Annotated in this window: 17 protein-coding genes; 6 read left to right on the top strand and 11 right to left on the bottom strand. The window is 69.3% G+C overall.

Translation table 11 applies throughout. From position 1 onward, the window contains the following. Positions 1-44 precede the first annotated feature (44 nt). Complete coding sequence (locus ACW14X_RS21580) at positions 45-1,823, bottom strand: 3-hydroxybutyryl-CoA dehydrogenase (RefSeq protein ID WP_160027781.1); 1,779 nt, start codon at positions 1,821-1,823, stop codon at positions 45-47. 61 nt (positions 1,824-1,884) lie between these two features. On the opposite strand from ACW14X_RS21580, the gene ACW14X_RS21575 reads away from it, so the two are divergent. Next, entirely contained in the window at positions 1,885-2,391 is a 507-nt protein-coding gene (locus ACW14X_RS21575; protein ID WP_457163232.1) for a polyketide cyclase, read from the top strand. 130 nt (positions 2,392-2,521) lie between these two features. On the opposite strand, the gene ACW14X_RS21570 is transcribed toward ACW14X_RS21575, so the two are convergent. Continuing rightward, positions 2,522-3,688: a 3-hydroxyacyl-CoA dehydrogenase NAD-binding domain-containing protein gene (locus tag ACW14X_RS21570; protein WP_457163231.1), complete on the bottom strand. Its 1,167-nt coding sequence runs from the start codon at positions 3,686-3,688 to the stop codon at positions 2,522-2,524. An 88-nt stretch (positions 3,689-3,776) separates the two neighbouring features. Between ACW14X_RS21570 and nucS the strand changes: the two genes are divergently transcribed. Both nucS and ACW14X_RS21560 read left to right on the top strand, forming a co-directional pair. After that, entirely contained in the window at positions 3,777-4,451 is a 675-nt protein-coding gene (gene nucS / locus ACW14X_RS21565) for an endonuclease NucS (RefSeq protein ID WP_201451249.1), read from the top strand. Positions 4,452-4,540: 89 nt separating this feature from the next. Beyond that, entirely contained in the window at positions 4,541-4,789 is a 249-nt protein-coding gene (locus ACW14X_RS21560) for a hypothetical protein (protein ID WP_141795502.1), read from the top strand. A 134-nt stretch (positions 4,790-4,923) separates the two neighbouring features. Here the strand turns inward: ACW14X_RS21560 and ACW14X_RS21555 are convergent, their stop codons facing one another. The 6 genes from ACW14X_RS21555 to ACW14X_RS21530 form a co-directional block, all read right to left on the bottom strand. Then, complete coding sequence (locus ACW14X_RS21555; RefSeq protein WP_457163230.1) at positions 4,924-6,762, bottom strand: bifunctional metallophosphatase/5'-nucleotidase; 1,839 nt, start codon at positions 6,760-6,762, stop codon at positions 4,924-4,926. 80 nt (positions 6,763-6,842) lie between these two features. After that, complete coding sequence (locus ACW14X_RS21550; protein WP_008362162.1) at positions 6,843-7,019, bottom strand: hypothetical protein; 177 nt, start codon at positions 7,017-7,019, stop codon at positions 6,843-6,845. A 21-nt stretch (positions 7,020-7,040) separates the two neighbouring features. After that, complete coding sequence (locus ACW14X_RS21545; RefSeq protein ID WP_457163229.1) at positions 7,041-7,934, bottom strand: NAD(P)/FAD-dependent oxidoreductase; 894 nt, start codon at positions 7,932-7,934, stop codon at positions 7,041-7,043. 23 nt (positions 7,935-7,957) lie between these two features. Then, the gene (locus ACW14X_RS21540) at positions 7,958-8,383 is read right to left on the bottom strand and encodes a DUF6069 family protein (protein WP_457163228.1); all 426 of its coding nucleotides are present in this window, start codon (positions 8,381-8,383) and stop codon (positions 7,958-7,960) included. Positions 8,384-8,504: 121 nt separating this feature from the next. After that, positions 8,505-10,532: a protein meaA gene (locus ACW14X_RS21535; RefSeq protein WP_160027769.1), complete on the bottom strand. Its 2,028-nt coding sequence runs from the start codon at positions 10,530-10,532 to the stop codon at positions 8,505-8,507. A gap of 92 nt (positions 10,533-10,624) precedes the next feature. After that, positions 10,625-10,933: an STAS domain-containing protein gene (locus tag ACW14X_RS21530; protein WP_160027767.1), complete on the bottom strand. Its 309-nt coding sequence runs from the start codon at positions 10,931-10,933 to the stop codon at positions 10,625-10,627. A gap of 197 nt (positions 10,934-11,130) precedes the next feature. On the opposite strand from ACW14X_RS21530, the gene ACW14X_RS21525 reads away from it, so the two are divergent. Continuing rightward, entirely contained in the window at positions 11,131-11,703 is a 573-nt protein-coding gene (locus tag ACW14X_RS21525) for a cob(I)yrinic acid a,c-diamide adenosyltransferase (protein ID WP_160027765.1), read from the top strand. Here the strand turns inward: ACW14X_RS21525 and ACW14X_RS21520 are convergent. After that, positions 11,700-12,680 carry a helix-turn-helix domain-containing protein gene (locus ACW14X_RS21520; RefSeq protein ID WP_160027763.1) on the bottom strand — a complete coding sequence of 327 codons (981 nt, stop codon included), beginning with the start codon at positions 12,678-12,680 and terminating at the stop codon, positions 11,700-11,702. The two genes, ACW14X_RS21525 and ACW14X_RS21520, sit on opposite strands and share 4 nt — an antisense overlap. 74 nt (positions 12,681-12,754) lie before the next feature. On the opposite strand from ACW14X_RS21520, the gene ACW14X_RS21515 reads away from it, so the two are divergent. After that, positions 12,755-12,970, top strand: coding sequence for a hypothetical protein (locus ACW14X_RS21515; protein WP_160027762.1), 216 nt, complete (start codon positions 12,755-12,757; stop codon positions 12,968-12,970). Between the two features lie 88 nt (positions 12,971-13,058). Next, positions 13,059-16,229, top strand: coding sequence for a DEAD/DEAH box helicase (locus ACW14X_RS21510; RefSeq protein ID WP_457163227.1), 3,171 nt, complete (start codon positions 13,059-13,061; stop codon positions 16,227-16,229). A 76-nt stretch (positions 16,230-16,305) separates the two neighbouring features. On the opposite strand, the gene ACW14X_RS21505 is transcribed toward ACW14X_RS21510, so the two are convergent. Both ACW14X_RS21505 and ACW14X_RS21500 read right to left on the bottom strand, forming a co-directional pair. Next, the gene (locus tag ACW14X_RS21505; RefSeq protein ID WP_457163226.1) at positions 16,306-17,463 is read right to left on the bottom strand and encodes an MFS transporter; all 1,158 of its coding nucleotides are present in this window, start codon (positions 17,461-17,463) and stop codon (positions 16,306-16,308) included. Between the two features lie 43 nt (positions 17,464-17,506). Continuing rightward, positions 17,507-18,118, bottom strand: coding sequence for a DUF1707 domain-containing protein (locus tag ACW14X_RS21500; RefSeq protein WP_457163225.1), 612 nt, complete (start codon positions 18,116-18,118; stop codon positions 17,507-17,509). Positions 18,119-18,122: the final 4 nt, after the last annotated feature.

Here is an 18,122-nt window from a genome sequence, read left to right as displayed (position 1 = left end):
TTTCAGCGTACTGCCACGGTGGTCGGGCCGGGAGGGACCTCTTCTCAGGAGTAGTCGCGGAAGCCCTTGCCGGTCTTGCGGCCGAGGTAACCGGCGGTGACCAGGTGCTCCAGCAGCGGCGCGGGCGCGAAGCCCGGCTCACGGAACTCCAGGTAGAGCTCGCGCTCGATGGCCAGCGAGACGTCGTTGCCGACCACGTCGAGCAGCTCGAACGGCCCCATCGGCAGCGCACAGCCGAGCTTCATCGCGGTGTCGATGTCGTCGGCGGTCGCGTAGTGACCCTCGAGCATCTTGACCGCGTCGTTGAGGTAGGGGAAGAGCAGCGCGTTGACGATGAAGCCGGCCCGGTCCCCGCACGAGACCGGCGACTTGCCGACCTTCGAGCACAGCGCCCGGACGGTCTCGGCGACCTCCTCGGCGGTGGTGACGGTGGAGACGACCTCGACCAGCTTCATCACCGGCGCCGGGTTGAAGAAGTGCATCCCGACGACGTCGGACGGCCGCTTGGTCACCTTCGCCAGCTCGATGACCGGCAGGCTCGAGGTCGTGGTCGCCAGGATCGCGCCCGGCTTGCAGATGTCGTCGAGGTTCTCGAAGAGCGTGGTCTTGATGGCCAGGTCCTCGGCGATCGCCTCCACGACGATGTCGACGTCGGCCAGGTCATCCAGCGAGGTCGTACCGGTGAGCCGGCCGAGGATCTCCGGCTTCGCCGACTCCTCCAGCTTGCCTCGTCCGATCGCCTTGTCGAGGCTCTTGGTGATCCGCGCGGCGACACCGTCGACCTTGTCGGCGCTGCGCCCGACGTACGTCACGTCGTAGCCGCCCTTGGCGAAGACCTCGACGATCCCCGACGCCATCGTGCCGGTGCCGACGACGCCGATCTTCGCGATCGAGCGGCGCAGCTCGTGGGTGGCGTCGGCGCTCGGGGTCAGCGCGTCCGGGACGACGACGGGCGAGTCGGCCGCCTCGTAGGTGTAGAAGCCGCGGCCCGACTTCCGCCCGAGCATCCCGGCGGTGACCATCTGCTTGAGGATCGGCGCGGGGGCGTGCAGCCGGTCGCGACCCTGGCGGTACATCGTGTCGAGGATCTCGTAGGAGGTGTCCAGGCCGATCAGGTCCAGCAGCGCCAGCGGGCCCATCGGGTAGCCGCAGCCCAGCCGCATCGCGGTGTCGATGTCCTCGCGGGTGGCGTAGTGGCCCTCGAACATCGAGACCGCGTGGTTCAGGTAGCCGAAGAGCAGCGCGTTGGCGATGAACCCGGCCCGGTCACCGCAGACCACCGGCGACTTGCCGACCTTGCCGACGACCTCGCGCACATCCTCGAGCACGTCCGGCTCGGTCACCACGGTGCGTACGATCTCGACGAACTTCTGCACCGGAGCGGGGTTGAAGAAGTGCACGCCGACGACCCGGCCCGGGTGGTTGGAGGCGGTCGAGATCTCGGTCACCGACAGCGACGAGGTGTTGGTCGCCAGGATCGTCTCGGGAGCCACGATCTCGTCGAGGGTGGCGAGGATCGACTTCTTCAGCTCCAGCGACTCCACGACCGCCTCGACGACCATGTCGACGTCCTTGAGCGCCGTCGGGTCGGTGGCGAAGGAGATCCGGCCGAGCAGTGCCTCCTGCTCCTCCTCGCTGAGCTTGCCGCGCTTGACCGCGCGGCCCGTCGAGTGCGCCAGGTGGGCCTTGCCACGCTCGAGGCCCTCCTCGTCACGCTCCACCCCGACCACGGTGAACCCGTTGCGGGCGAACACCTCCGCGATCCCGGCACCCATGGTGCCCAGGCCGACGACTCCGACTGTCTCGATCGTGCGCTCACTCATGCCCCGCATCCTGCCACGGTGTGATGCCCGGCACGCCGGGACGCCGCTAGATTCGGGCACTGTGACCGACCAGACCCAGATCACCGAGCGCATCGAGGCCGAGCGCATCGACGCCGAGCGGATCATCCCCGCCTCCCCCACCGACATCTTCGCCGTTCTCATCGACCCCGACGGCCATGTGGCCATCGACGCCGCCGGCATGCTCCAGTCCGCGGAGGGATCGCCGGTGGGCGCGGTCGGCGACCGGTTCGTCGTCCACATGGACCGCGAGGCCCTGGGCGACTACCCGCTCGGCAAGTACGACGTCACCGTGATCATCACCGGGTTCGAACCCGACAGGTGGATCGAATGGACCATCGAAGGCACCATCAAGCCGCCGATCGGCCACCGCTTCGGCTACGAGCTGGAGCAGCTCGCCTCGGGTGACACCCGCGTCACCTCGTACTGCGACTGGTCCACCGCCCTCCCCGAGTGGAAGGCGATCTTCCCGGTGATCGACCAGAAGTCGATCCGGGCCACCCTCGGAATCCTGGAACGAGCCGTACGCCGCGGCTACCCCAAGCCCTGAGCCGAGACGTGATCTGTGGCGGCCGAGTGGTGAGAAATGGCGGCCGAATCTGCAGTTGTGGACGGCGAAACTGTCGATTCGTCGCCCATATCTACAGACTCGGCCGCCACAAGTGCGGATTCGGCTGGGATCAGTAGGTGTGGAAACCCTCGCCGGTCTTGCGGCCGAGCTTGCCTTCCTGGACCTTCTCGACCAGGAGGGCGGCGGGGTCGAAGCCGGGCTCGCCGAACTCGTTGCGGAGCTCGGACTGGATGGCCAGGGAGACGTCGTTGCCGACGACGTCGAGGAGCTCGAAGGGGCCCATCGGGAAGCCGGCGGTCTCCTTGATCGCGGCGTCGATCTCGGCGATGGCGACGCCGGACTCGTGCAGCTTGACCGCGTCGTTGAGGTAAGGGAACAGCAGCGCGTTGACGATGAAGCCGGAGCGGTCGCCGCAGGAGACCGGGACCTTCTTGACCGCGGTGGACAGCGCGCGCACCGTCTCGTCGACCTCGGGCGAGGTGAGGTCGGTGGTGACCACCTCGACGAGCTTCATGACCGGCGCGGGGTTGAAGAAGTGCATCCCGATGACGTCACCGGGGCGCGCGGTGACCTTGGCGAGCTCGGTGATCGGCATCGAGCTGGTCGTCGTGGCCAGGATGGCGCCGGACTTGGCGATCCGGTCGAGGTCCTTGAAGAGCTCGGTCTTGACATCGAGGTCCTCGGCGATGCCCTCGACGATCAGGTCGGCCTCGCCGAGGTCCTCGCGCGAGGTGGTGCCGGTGAGGCGGCCGAGCACGGCGGCCTTGCTCTCCTCGTCCGAGCGGCCCTTCGCGATGGCCTTGTCGAGCGACTTGGTGATGCCGGCGACGACCCCGTCGAGCTTCTCCTGCGAGCGGCCGACGAAGACGACGTCGTACCCGGCCTGGGCGAAGACCTGGACGATGCCCGAGGCCATCGTGCCGGTGCCGACCACGCCGATCTTCTCGATCGTGTGGCGCAGCTCCGGAGCCTTTGCGTGGTCCCCGGCCACCGAGGCGAACGTCCCGGACTCGCCGGCGACCTTGGTGAGCAGGTCGGCGGGCTTGTGCAGGTTGTCGCCGGTCTCCTCGAAGCGGGCGAGCAGAGCGTCGCGTACGGCTGCGGCGCCGATCTCGTCGGCCGTGGCCAGCGGCCCCTGGGGGTAGCCGCAGCCGAAGCACATGGCGTTGTCGATGTCGGTGGCGGTGGCGTAGCCCGACTCGAGCATGCGAATGGCGTGGTTGAGGTAGGGCAGCACGAGCACGTCGTGGATGGAACCCTGGGTCGAAACCGTCATGCGACGGAAGACTGCCAAATTTATTACCCATGAGTAACCCCTGGTGGCGTGACGCTGCTCACATGGAGCCATGCGATACGTTCTCCCGGTGAGACTCGTCGTTGCCACCTGCCAGGTCGACTACGCGGGGCGGCTCACCGCCCACCTCCCGATGGCCACCAGGGTGTTGATGCTCAAGGCCGACGGATCGGTGCTGGTCCACTCCGACGGGGGCTCCTACAAGCCCCTCAACTGGATGTCGCCGCCCTGCACCCTCTCGGAGGGCAAGTCCGACGACGGCCGCATCGAATGGACCGTCACCTCCAAGACCGACGACACCCTGCGGATCCTGATCGACGAGATCCACCACGAGACGTCCCACGACCTGGGAATCGACCCCGGCCTGCAGAAGGACGGCGTCGAGAAGCATCTCCAGGAGCTCCTCGCCGACCACCCGGCGACGCTGGGCGAGGGCCTGACCCTCGTACGCCGCGAGTACCCGACCGCGATCGGGCCGGTCGACCTGATGTGCCGCGACGCCGACGGGAAGTCGGTCGCGGTCGAGATCAAGCGGCGCGGTGAGATCGATGGCGTCGAGCAGCTGACCCGCTATCTCGAGCTGCTCAACCGCGACCCGCTGCTGGCCCCGGTACGCGGCATCTTCGCTGCTCAGGCGATCAAGCCCCAGGCCCGCGTACTGGCCGAAGATCGCGGTATCACCTGCGCAATCGTCGACTACGACGCGCTCCGCGGCCTCGATGATCCGACCGAGAGACTCTTCTGACCAACAGTTGGTGCACGGTCAGGCAAGTTCACGTCGGGGAAACCCCATTCCCTACCTTTGAGTAGGAACTGCGTGACAAGATTCACGCCATGTCCATGAACTACTCGGGGCATGGCGTTGGGGGCCGCCTGTCCGTGAGCGACGTCGAGGCGATCATGATCGATCTACTCACGATGCAGCAGATGCACACGGCGGAGTTCCATGCGATCAAGAACCGGATGGAGCGCACCGACGCTGCGATCGACAGCGTCAACGCGCGCCTGGACAGCGTGGAGCGGCGGCTGGACGACCTGCTGATCTCGATGAGCCAGCTGCTCAACTGGGCCAACCCCCGCTGAGCCTGCCGAGTCGGCTCGTCTTGACGTAAAACCCTGCCGAGTCGGCTCGTCATGACGAGCCGACTCGGCAGGTTTCTCGGTCAGGCCGAGCCGACTCGACGACGCAAGGCGTCAGGACGAGCCGACTCGGCCGCTCAGGAGCTGATGGTGATCGGCTCGCCGCCGGAGACGAGGCGCCAGTCGACCGAGGCGAACGCGGCCGGGTCGATGACCTGGTGGGCGGTGACCCAGTCGATGAGCAGCTGGCGGATCTCGACCTGCTGGTTGTAGACCACGGTGGCGTCGGTGACGTGCGGGAAACCGCCGCCACCGGACTGGCGGTAGTTGTTGACCGCGAGCACGAACTCCTGCGCGTCGGTCACCGCGACGCCGTCGTAGGCGAGGTTGGTGATCCGCGAGCCCACCGCGACCGAGATGTCGATGTCGTAGGTCAGCGCCGCGTCCAGGCCCGCGATGGTGTCGAAGTTGTAGTCGGGCGTGCCGTTCGGCGCGGTGTCGGTCGGCGCGTTGGTCACGGCGTCGATCGGGAACGGGCCGGTGCCGCTGACCTGCTTGAAGTAGCGGGCGCTGAACTCGAGGTAGTCCTTGAGCTGGGCGCCGGTGATGCGCACCGCCATCAGGGTGTTGTCGTAGATGTAGAGGCCGGCCACGTCGCGTACGGTCACCTCGCCCGCGGGGAAGGCCGCGGCACGGCTGAACGGGGCCGCGATCGAGATGACCGGCAGGTCGGCGTCGGAGCCGGTCAACGCCGCCTTGACCGCGTCGGCCTGGACGTAGTTGACGAAGTCGATGATGGGTACGTCCTCGACGACCGCCCGCGCGGCCAGCATCTCCGCCGCCGAGGTGCCGACGACGGAGTTCACGTAGGAGACCACGACGTCGTGCTGCTCCTGCACGGCGGCCGAGACCTCCGGGTCGGGGTCGACGGTGTTGGAGTTGAGCGTCTGCGAGGTCGCCGACTGCAGGACCCAGCGGGGCCGGCCGTGACGCTTCTCGCGGCGTACGACCAGGTCCATCACGGAGACGCGCATCCCCCAGTAGAGCGGCTCGGTCAGCAGCACCTGCTTGCCGGTCTCGGTGTTGGTGACGTAGCGCTGGGTGATCTCCCGGTGGGCGTGGCCGACGAGGATCGCGTCGACGTCCGCCACCTGCTCGGCCACCAGGGTCGAGGCGTTCTCCGGGGGCAGCTCGTCGCCGTAGGAGCTGGAGGTGTCGGCGCCGGAGTGGGCGCTGATGATGACCAGGTCGCAGCCGGCCTTCTTGAGCTCGGGCACGAAGATCTTGGCCTGCTCGACCAGCCCCGGGAACTCCATCTTCCCCTCGACGTTGGCCTTGTCCCAGATCGCGATGCCGGGGTTGGTCAGCCCGAGCACACCGACGCGGAGGCGGCGGCCGCGGCCCAGGTCGTAGTCCTTGATGATGTAGGGCGGGAAGACCGGCAGCTTGGTCGACGGGTCGACCGCGTTGGCGCCGAGCATCGGGAAGTTCACCTGCTCCTCGAACTTCCGGATCGTGTCGATGCCGTAGTTGAACTCGTGGTTCCCGAGCGCGGCAGCGTCGTAGCCGACCAGGTTCATCGCCCGCGCCATCGGGTGGATGGCGCCCTCGGTGATCGGGTCGATCCGGGCGTAGTAGTAGGCCAGCGGGGTGCCCTGGATCGTGTCACCGGCGTCGATGGTGAGGATCGGCTCGCCGCGACGATCCTCGCGGACGGCGTCGATCAAGGTCTTGACCTTGGCGACGCCGATCTCGTTGCCTGCGCTGTTCGAGAACTCGGCGTTCTTGTAGTAGTCCCAGTTGAAGACGTTGCCGTGCAGGTCGGTCGTGCCGAGCACGGTCAGCCGGACCGTGTCGGGCTTGCCCGCGCTGTTCGCACCATGGGCAGGGGCGGCGGTGTAACCAGCAGCGCTCAGCGCCGCAGCGCCCGTGACAGCAGCACCGGACAGGACAGAGCGGCGGGTGGCGTGAGGCATCGGTAACGTCCTTGCGCGAGTAGGTAATCGAATGCAAGGCAATTCCTACCACCTCGGACGCAACTTGGCGGCGCCTTCCGTCAAGCAGCCAGATGCTTCTTCTTGACCGGTTTGCCGTCGAGGGTGACCAGACGGCGCTTCTTGACCGTCATCCCCTCGGGCAGGGTGCCTTCCTTGAGCATCCGGATCGGGCACCGCTTGCAGCGCGACTTCGACACGCAGCACTCCGTCTTGGGAGGCTTCCTCTTCTTGCCCACGCTCGAAGGGTAACAGCAGGGTTAGGCGTGCCTTACTTCCACGAGCGCGGCCACCTCGGAGGCGCAACCCCAGCTCAGCGTCACCCCGGCGCCGCCGTGGCCGTAGCAGTGCACCACCCGCCCCTCGCGTTCCAGCCGGACCGAGGGCCGGGCCGGGCGGAGGCCGACCAGATGGGCCCTGACCTCGGCGTTCGCGATCTCCGGCACGGCTGCGGTGGCGTCGGCGAGGATCCGCTCAGCCGTACGCGGGTCCGGGCTCTGGTCCCAGGCGTGCGGCACCGACGTACCTCCGACCACGGTGTCGCCACCGCGCGGGAAGATGTAGGAGGGGGTGTCGCCCTCGGCCTCCAGCCACTCCTCGGTGGCGCCCGGCCCGAGGACGACGATCTGGCCCTGGACCGGGTAGAGGCTGGCGTCGCCGACCAGTTCCCGCGAGCCGAGTCCGGTCGCATTGACCACGACGTCGGCGTCCAGGCTCGCCAGGTCGTCGACGGTCCCGGTCGTGATGTTCCCGCCCGCGGCGGTGATCCGCCGCTCGAGCCAGGGCAGGTAGACCGGCATCTCGGCGATCGGGACGGTGAACTCGGCGCGGCCCTCGGTCACGGTCAGATCCGTGAGCGGCTCGGCCCACCACAGGTCGGCCACGGGGTTGTGCTGGGTGCCGTGCACCATGCGTACGCCGGCCTCCGGCTCTTCCTCGGCCAGCCGGGCGAGCTCTCGGAAGGTCTCGGCGGCCCAGGCCGTCACCCGGTCGCGCGGCTCGGCGAGGTAGGGGAACCAGAACCCGCCGGCCACCGCCGAGGTGGTCCCGCTCGTCCGCTCCCGGCCGATCACGCTGACCTCGTGACCGGCTTCCAGCAGCCGTACCGCGCACGAGAGCCCGATGACTCCGGCTCCGACCACCGTTACTCGCATGCGCGGCAGGCTACTAGGCCCGATCACTCGGCGAGCCGACGCGCCAGCACCGGGATGACGATGACGGCGGCGACGACGTGCATGAGCATCAGGACGACCGCGCTGGCGGCGTCGAAGCCGAAGGTGACGTCGGGGACGAGCGAGGCGACGGTCAGCACGACGGTGGTGACCACGAACGTACGTCGCGGGTGGCGGGCCACACGGGCCATCACCGCGGCCATCGCGACCCCGATGAGCGAGAAGAGGGCGGTCAGCTGGGCGTAGCCGGCGAGCGGGATCGTCCCGCTGGCGGTCTCGAAGCTCACCCCGGCCGCCGAGGCAGCGACGGCCAGGACGGTGACGACCGCGCTGGCGACGACCGTGGCAGCGAGGCCATGGAGCCAGACGGGCTTGCGCACGGCGGCGCGGGTCGAGCGGGTGGTCTGCTGGGCGGTGGTGATCGTGGACATCTCGTACTCCCGTGAAGTGGCGGGAGGCGCTGTCCGCCTCCCTCTGCCCCTTTCACGAATGGCCACGACACCAGATCGACACGGCTCCCGAACTTTTTCGGAAGCCGTGTCGAACCTCTGCTCAGGAGAGGTCGTTGGCCTTCCGGATGACCTCGACGATGTCGGCCATGATCTCGGTGAGGCTGAAGTCCTTGGGCGTGTAGACCGCCGCGACCCCCGACTCGATCAGCGTCTTGGCGTCGGACTCGGGCACGATGCCACCCACGATGACGGGTACGTCACCGAGACCCGCCGCGCGCAGCCCCTCGACCACCGACGGCACGAGCGACATGTGCGAGCCGGAGAGGATGGAGAGCCCGACGACGTGTACGTCCTCGGCGACCGCCGCGGCGACGATCTGCTCCGGGGTGAGCCGGATGCCCTGGTAGATGACCTCGAAGCCGGCGTCACGGGCTCGGACGGCGACCTGCTCGGCACCGTTGGAGTGACCGTCCAGGCCCGGCTTGCCGACGAGCATGCGCAGCTTGACGCCGAGCTCCTCGCCGGTGGCCTTGACCCGGTCGCGTACGGCCGACAGCTCGGCGCCGGCCTCCGCGGCACCGACGGCGCCGGAGACGCCGGTGGGCGCCCGGAACTCGCCGAAGACCTCGCGCAGGGTGCCGGCCCACTCCCCCGTGGTCGCGCCCGCACGGGCGGCTTCCAACGTCGCCGACATCAGGTTGGCATCGGTCTTCGCGGCGGCAGCCAGCGCGGCCAGCGCCTCGGAGACGGCCGCCTCGTCGCGCTCGGCCTTCCAGGCCTCGAGGGAGGCCTTGGCGGCCTCCTCGGCGCGGGGGTCGGCGACCATGATCGCGGCGTCCAGGTCCGCGGTCAGCGGGCTCGGCTCGGTGGTGGTGAACTTGTTGACGCCGACGATGATCTCCTCGCCGGACTCGATGGCGGCGCGACGGCGCGCGTGCGAGGAGACCAGCTCGGACTTCATGTAGCCGGTGTCGACCGCGGCGATCGCCCCGCCCATGGCCTGGACCCGGTCGATCTCCTCCTTGGCGCCCGCGACCAGCTCGGCCACCTTGGCCTCGACGACCGGGGAGCCGTCGAAGAGGTCGCCGTACTCCAGCAGATCGGACTCGTAGGCGAGCACCTGCTGCAGACGCAGGGACCACTGCTGGTCCCAGGGACGCGGCAGACCGAGCGCCTCGTTCCAGGCCGGCAGCTGCACCGCGCGGGCCCGCGCGTTCTTGGACAGCGTCACCGCGAGCATCTCCAGCACGATCCGCTGGACGTTGTTCTCCGGCTGCGCCTCGGTCAGGCCGAGGGAGTTGACCTGCACGCCGTAGCGGAACCGGCGCATCTTCGGGTCCTCGACGCCGTAGCGCTCACGGGTGATCTCGTCCCAGAGCTCGACGAAGGCGCGCATCTTGCACATCTCCTCGACGAACCGCACGCCCGCGTTGACGAAGAACGAGATCCGGCCGACGACCTTGCCGAAGTCCTCCTCGGACACCTGACCGGAGGCCTTGACCTGGTCGAGCACCGCGATGGCGGTGCACATCGCGTACGCGATCTCCTGCACCGGCGTGGCCCCGGCCTCCTGCAGGTGGTAGCTGCAGATGTTGATCGGGTTCCACTTGGGGATCTGGTGGACCGTGTAGGCGATCATGTCGCTGATCAGCCGCAGGGAGTGCTCCGGCGGGAAGACGTACGTCCCCCGGGAGAGGTACTCCTTGATGATGTCGTTCTGCGTGGTGCCGGCCAGCTTCGCGGCCACCTCGGCAGGGTCCATCCCAGGGTTCTGCTCCTCGGCGGCGACCTGATACATCGCGAGCAGCCACATGGCGGTCGCGTTGATCGTCATCGAGGTGTTCATCTCGGTGAGCGGGATCTGGTCGAAGAGCTTGCGCATCTCCCCCATGTGCATGATCGGCACGCCCACCTTGCCCACCTCGCCGCGGGCGAGGACGCTGTCGGGGTCGTAGCCGGTCTGCGTGGGCAGGTCGAAGGCGACCGAGAGACCGGTCTGGCCCTTGGCGAGGTTGGTGCGGTAGAGCTCGTTGGACGCCTCGGCGGTCGAGTGGCCGGCGTACGTGCGCATCAGCCAGGAGCGATCCTTCGCCGGGCGGCTCTGCTCGGAAGGCGTGGTGTCCGTCATAAGAGGCATGCTAGCCCCTCGGTTACCGCTCAGTAACCGGCTCCGGTGTGGAAGATGTCACTCACCGGGCCGCTCCTTTACTCACCGCGCCTCTAGGCGATGAGCGGTGAGTTCTCCACCTCGAGAACACGATAGAGCCTGGAGAGGTGGAGCATCCGGCGCACCGCGGGGGTGCAGCCCTGCAGAGTGAGGCGGCGACCCTCGGCATGGGCCTGCCGGGTAGCGACGGCGAGCAGCTTCAGCGCCGTCACATCGGCACTGCTCACGCCGGAGACGTCGAGCACGACGTCACCCTCCACCGAGTCGAGATGGTCGTAGATCACGCTGCGTGCCATCCAGGTGCTGCGTACGTCGAAATCTCCGCTCAGCACCAGCGTCGGCCCGTCGATCAAGATCTCCATGCCCTGCCTCCATCCCCCAGGAAGTGGATTGCCCTACACAGAAGCCCTACGCATCACATGACGCTCCCTCTCGCCCACTATGACGCGCGGCCGCTCCGATTGGTTGCACCTCACCAGCCTCATTCGTCACTCTTGTCCCAATTTTCTGTCGATTGACCACGTTCGCCGAAAGTGGGCCCTCCGCATAGGCTCAGCGCATGGTCAACCTGACGCGCATCTACACCCGCACCGGCGACGCCGGTGAGACCCGGCTCGGCGACATGAGCCTGACCGCCAAGACCGATCTGCGGCTGGAGGCGTACGCGACGACCGACGAGGCCGGGGCGGCGATCGGTGTCGCACTGGCTCACGGCGGCATCGACGAGGACGTCGTGAAGGTGCTGACGACCGTCCAGAACGACCTCTTCGACGTGGGCGCCGACCTCTCGACCCCGGTCGTCGACGACCCCGAGTATCCGCCGCTCCGCGTCGAGCAGGCCTACATCGACCGGCTCGAGGCCTGGTGCGACGACTACAACGAGCCGCTGGAGAAGCTGCGCTCGTTCATCCTCTCCGGCGGCACCGTGGCCGCGGCCCACCTGCACGTGGCCCGCACCGTCGTGCGCCGCGCGGAGCGGGCGGCCTGGGCTGCGTACGAGGTCCACGGCGAGACCATGAACAAGCTCGCCCTGACCTACCTCAACCGCCTCAGCGACCTGCTCTTCATCCTCGCCCGGCACGCCAACCGCGAGCAGGGCGACGTCCTGTGGGTGCCCGGCGGCGAACGCTAGAGCCAGCCGCGACGACCCGCCTCGTAGCCGAGCTGGAGGCGGGTGTCGACCTGCGCGCGGTCCATCATCTGGCGCACCCGCCGCTGGACCGTACGCAGCGACAGCCCGAGCTGCGCCCCGATGGAGGCGTCCGTCAGGCCGGCGAGCAGCAGGGAGAGCACCTTGGTGTCCAGGGGCTCGAGGCGATCGGCAGCCGTCTCGACCGTGCCCTCGGGCGTCGCGACGAGCTTGGGGGCCGAGGTCCAGATCAGGTCGAAGAGGGCGATGATCGCGTCGAGGAGTCCGCTGGGGTGGAGCAGCAGGGCGTCTTGGACCGTGTTGTGCTCACCGTTCATGAGCGGGATCAGGGCGATCTCCCGGTCGACGATGAAGGCGCGCAGCGGGACCGTCGGCACGACCCGCAGCTCGATCCCGATCTCGAGGCCGGAGTCGATGGTCTCGTAGATGCCGGGGGTGTCGAAGACGGAGCGCTCCAGGACGATGTCGTGCCGGACGCCACGTTCGATCGCAGCCCGCTCGGCCTCGTCGGCGTCCTCCCGGGTGACGACAGCGGCCTGCGGCTTCTGCAACGCCTGGATGCACTTCTTCGCCGAGTACTGCAGCTGGGCGAACCGCTGGGCGATGGCCTCGGTGCCGTGCACGACGTCGACGACGTCGGCCACGTCCCGGCGAGCGACCGAGCCCCGATAGAGCCCGGCGAGCTCGGTCATCTCGACCTGCGCGCGGCGCAGCTCGTCCTGGCGCTGGACGAGCAGCGCCCCGAGCGCCACCGCCGGCGGGGAGGCGACGTAGCGATCCTGACCGGCCGAGGCGCGGGCGACCAGGCCCTTTCCCTCCAGCGCAGACAGCACCGCCGAGACCGCGTAGGTGTCCAGGTCGGCCGCTTCGGCCAGCTCTTCGAGGTTGGCCGACGGCGCGGCGACCAGCTGGCGGTAGACCGTCTCCTCGAGATTGTCGAGACCGAGCGCATCGAGCATCCGAGATGCCTTTCCGTGGCGGGGGAACGAACGACGGTCATCATGGCAGATATACGACACGTCACATTCCCGCCATGGCGGTTCGACTTGCATTCACCGGCAACTTGGCCGAAAGTATTCATCGCCACCTCGGTCCGGATCCCCCCGCTCGGATCGAGGTGGCTTTCTTTTTGCGCGACAAAGTTGTCGCGATCGGTTCGGATCCGGTTGTCCGCGACGCGATGTCGGGCGTGCGTCTATGCATGCCGATGAATGCACCGCAACCCCGTGGTGACGCACTGCTGGTCTAGACCACTGCCACCGCATCGAACGAGACGCTGCTCACCACGAGCGTCCACGAAGTCGCAGAACCCGCCTCATGCTGGAAGAATAGATCGGGTGCCCTTGCTCGAAGCTCTCACGAACGACCTGCTCCGCGAGACCTTCGACCCCCAGACCATCGAGCGTGGCGAGGCCTACGCAGCGCAGGGCCGGGTCGGCGAGCCCCGGGTCACCGAGATCGGCAGCAGTGCGCTGCGAGCGGCGGCCGAGGTCAGAGGCACCAGCCCGGCTCCCTACCGTGTGACCCTCAACCTGGACTCCAGGAACGGCGTCGTCAGAGCGACCAGCTCGTGCAGCTGCCCCGTGCACAACAACTGCAAGCACGGCGCCGCGCTCGGCCTGGTCCTCGCCGGCTCGCGCGCCGCGGCGGCGCCGATGGGCCCGTCGTGGGAGACGGAGCTGCGTACGCTCCTGGGCCAGCTCGCCGAGGACAACAAGCCCGAGGACGACCTGCCCGCGCTGGCGCTCGAGATCGACGTACACAGCCCACGGTCCGCCGTGGCGGGCTCCCCCACCGTCGAGCTGCGTCCGATGCGCATGGGCAACCGCGAGCGCTGGGCGAAGACCGGTGCCGACTGGGCCAACATCCCCAACGCGGTGCCCGGCAAGGACTTCCCCCGCAGCCAGCTGCTCCCCCTGCAGGAGCTGGCCCGCCAGCTGCGGTCCGACCGGCTGCTCTACGCCCGAGGCTCCTCGCTCAGCCTCGCCGACTTCGGCGAGCACGCGGTCAGCCTGCTCCGCGACGCGATCCGCGGCGGTGTGACCGTGCTGCCCGGTGAGAACGTACGCGGCGTGGTGATCTTCGAGGAGCCGCTCTCGCTCGCCGGCGAGCTGCGCCGCGAGGACGGCGAGGCCGTCCTCCGCTTCGGACTGGCCCACGGTGACCGTGTCTACGCCGGCCCGACGGTGCTCCCGATCGGTCGCCCGACCCGCTCTGTGGGCGTGCTCGATGCCGGGGTGCTCCATCTCGCCGACCTGTCCGGACCGCTCTCGACCCACGCTCAGCGGCTGGTCACCGCCCGGGACCCGCTGACCGTCCCCGAGGCCGAGATCGGCACGCTGAGCGCCCTGCTGGGCCCGTTGGCCCGGCTGGTCCCGCTGCGCTCGGCCGACGACTCCCTCGACATCCCGGAGCCTCCCGCGCCGCGCCTGACCCTGACGGTCACCTGGCGCAGCTCGACGCATGCCACGCTCGGCTGGACCTGGGCCTACGGCGTACGTCACTACCCGGTGGACTCCCGCGAGGACCTCGGCCTGGTCCGCAACCCGGCCGAGGAGGCCGCGCTGCGCGCGAAGGTCTCCACCGAGCTGCTCCGCAAGCAGGAGGTACGCGACGGGGACGCGCTCGCGCTCGCCATCCACGACCTGCCGGCGCTGCGTGAAATCGAGGGCGTCGAGGTCACCGAGGTCGAGCGGCCCGACTTCCGCGAGACCGACGAGGACCCCGAGATCTCCTTCGAGATCACCTCGCCCGACGGTGCCGCCGTGGCCGGGCAGGACTGGCTCGACCTGCAGGTCGTGATCCGGATCGGCGCCGAGGCCGTCCCGCTTCCCGACGTGCTCGGAGCGCTGACCCGCGGCGACGACCACCTGATCCTCCCCAGCGGCACCTACATCACCACCGACCGCCCCGAGCTCGACCGACTGCGCAACGTCGTCGAGGCCGCCGGACAGCTGCACGAGCGCACCGGCGACGGGATCGCCGTCGGCAAGCACGACCTCGGCGTCTGGGCCGAGCTCGCCGAGCTCGGCGTGGTCGACCAGCAGGCCGCCGAATGGGTCCAGCGCGCCCAGGCGCTGCGCGACCTGCGCGAGATCCCCCGGCCGGAGCCGACCGGGCTCGCGACCGAGCTGCGCCACTACCAGCTCGACGGCTTCCACTGGCTGGCGTTCCTGCACGAGCAGGGTCTCGGCGGGATCCTCGCCGACGACATGGGGCTGGGCAAGACGCTCCAGGTGCTGGCCACGATCTCCCACGCCGTGCACACCCAGCCGGAGACGCGCGTCCCCTATCTCGTGGTGGCGCCCACCAGCGTCGTACCTGCCTGGGTGCAGGAGGCCCGCCGCCACACCCCCGGCCTCCGGGTGAGCACCGTGAGCAAGCGCATCGACTCCGTCGCCGAGGCCCGCGAGGGCGCCGACGTCGTCGTCACGACGTACGCCATCCTCCGGCTCGAGCAGGACGCCTTCGCCGGGCGCCCGTGGGCCGGTCTCGTCCTCGACGAGGCCCAGCAGGTCAAGAACCACCAGTCCAAGACGTACGCAGCGGCCCGCCGCATCGATGCCCGCTGGCGTCTCGCGGTGACGGGCACGCCGTTCGAGAACCGGCTGATGGAGCTGTGGGCGCTGCTCTCGATCACGGCGCCGGGGCTCTACCCCAGCCCGCGGCTGTTCCGCGACACGGTGGTCTCTCCCGTCGAGAAGTCGGGTGACGACGCGGCGCTGCGCCGGTTCCGGACCCGGCTGCGTCCGTTCCTGCTGCGGCGTACGAAGGAGCTCGTCGCCGACGACCTGCCGCCCAAGCAGGAGCAGGTGCTCGGCGTGGACCTCAACCCGGCGCACCGCAAGATCTACGACGCCCACCTGGCCAAGGAACGGCAGCGGATCCTGCACCTGCTCGACGACTTCAACGACAACCGGGTCGCGATCCTCAGTGCGCTGACCAGGCTGCGACAGCTCTCCCTCGACCCGGGCCTCGTCGACCCCGATGACGACGACGTCGGCTCCGCCAAGCTCGACACGCTGGTCGACCACATCGAGGAGCTCGCCGCCGAGGGCCACAAGGCGCTGGTCTTCAGCCAGTTCACCTCGTTCCTCGGCCGGGCGCGCACTCGCCTCAAGGAGGCGGGCATCGACGCCGCCTACCTCGACGGCGCCACCCGCGACCGCGGCGCGGTCATCGAGAGCTTCCGCGACGGCGACGCCCCGGTCTTCCTGATCTCCCTGAAGGCCGGCGGCGTCGGTCTGACCCTGACCGAGGCCGACTACGTCTTCGTGCTCGACCCGTGGTGGAACCCCGCCGCCGAGGCCCAGGCCGTCGACCGCGCCCACCGCATCGGCCAGACCCAGCACGTCATGGTCTACCGGCTGGTCTCGACCGACACGATCGAGGAGAAGGTCATGGAGCTCAAGGAGCGCAAGGCCGAGCTCTTCGCGAAGGTCGTCGACGGCGAAGGCGCCATGGGCTCCACCATCGGCGCCGACGACATCCGCGCACTCTTCGAGTAGCCGAGTCGGCGCATCTGCACGCCTTGGAGCGAAGCGAAGCGAGCGAGGCGTGCGGATGCGCCGACTCGGCTCGAAATCACCTACGCCGCCTTGCGACCGTCGCGGCCAACGCCGCCGCAGGAACCATCAGGACGGCAACGACCAGGAGCGCCCTCAGGGTGCCGACCTGATCGCCCACGGCGCCCAGGATGGGCGGGAAGCCGAGGAAGGCCCCGTAGGCCAGCGTGGAGACGACCGAGACGCGAGCAGCGGCCCGGGTCTCGTCGTCGGCGGCGATGCTGATCCCCAGCGGAAAGCCGAGGGCCGCGCCGAAGCCCCACAGGACGATCCCGGCCAGCGCGAGCCCGAAGGAGCCGGCGAACACCGTCAGCACGATCCCGACGCCCGCCAGCGCCGCCGAGGTGATCAGGACCGGCTGCCGGCCGACCCGGTCGATCACCTTCGCGCCGGCGAAGCGGGCGAGGCTCATGCAGAAGACGAACGCCGCGTAGCACGCCACCCCGACCCGGTGGCTCACGTCGTAGCCGTCGATCATCGCCAGCGAGACCCAGTCGTTGGCGCTGCCCTCGGCGGCGGCGAAGGCGAGCACCATGAGCCCCAGCAGCAGCGTCTGGGGTGAGCGCCAGGCGGCGATCAGCTCACGCCGCGGCGAGTGCCCCTCCGGGGGCGCCTCGGCCGGAAGGAACCCCAGCGTCCCCCACCAGCAGACCGCCAGCGCGATCGCCGCGACCCCGGCGATGTGCCACACCGTCGGCAGCGTGCCCACCAGGGCGATGCCCAGCAGTCCGCCGAGGACCGTGCCGACGCTCCACATGGCGTGCAGCTGCGGCATCAGCGTCTTGCCGCCGAGCCGTTCGACCGCGGCCCCTTCGACGTTCATGGCGACGTCCCAGACCCCGTAGCCGACCCCGTACGTCACCAGGAACAGCGCTACCAGCCACGCCTGCTCCAGCCAGCTGCCGGAGATCGCCACCAGGGTCAGGGAGGCGACGCAGAGCAGCGCGCAGCGGCGTACGACCCGGGCAGCGCCCCAACGCATCACCAGTCCCCCGGCGAGCGGCAGCGCGGCGACGGAGCCGATGCCCATCGCCAGCAGCATCAGGCCGACGGCCGAGTTGTTCAGGCCGAGGCTCTCGCGGAGCGCGGGGATGCGGGAGATGAAGGTCGCGGACAGCAGACCGTTGGTAGCGAACGCCACCACCGATCCGGCCTGGGCACGGCGGAGGGGCGTCACAGGTAAAGGCTAGTGCGCCCGGGGCCGCGTCCAGGTGCGGGGCTCAGTCCCGCTTCTTCTCGTACGGCCCGCCGCGGCCGAAGATCGGCAGCACCCACGGCTGGCGCAGCGGGGCGCCGGCGAGCGCGACGACCGCGAAGGCGGCCGCGAGCACCCAGGCGATCCCGTAGAGAGCGCCCCCGAGGCCGAAGGTCACGATCGTGACTGCGAGCAGGGTGAGCTGCAGGTTGAGGGCACCGGCGGCGTGGTGCTTCACGAACTCGGAACGCTTGCCGACGGTGTAGTAGAGGATCGCCGGGCCGACGACGATCGGCACCAGGGTCGTGGCCTGGGCGAGGGCGCCCAGGAGCCGCTCCTCGGTGGTCGGCGGCGGCAGCAGGTCGCGGGCGGGCTTCGCCGCTGCCGGAGCTGGGGCCGGCTGCGCGACCAGGTCGCGGGTGATCGGCTCCAGGGCGGCGTACGTCTTCGACTTCATGGTCAGGTCGAACCGGAGGTCGAACTCGGCCTGGTCGAGGCGGCCGTCGGCGTAGGCGGACTTGAGGACGTCGATCACGCGGTCGCGATCGGCGTCGGTGCAGCGCAGCTCGTCGCCGGGGACCTGAGTCGGCGGGATGGGCGGGGTGGGCGGGGTCGGGATCGGGGCAGTTGAGGACATACCT

The organism is Nocardioides sp. YJ-D4 (genome assembly GCF_054031495.1).
Note: the sequence above shows the minus strand (reverse complement) of the source record. Positions and strands in the feature narration are given on the sequence as shown.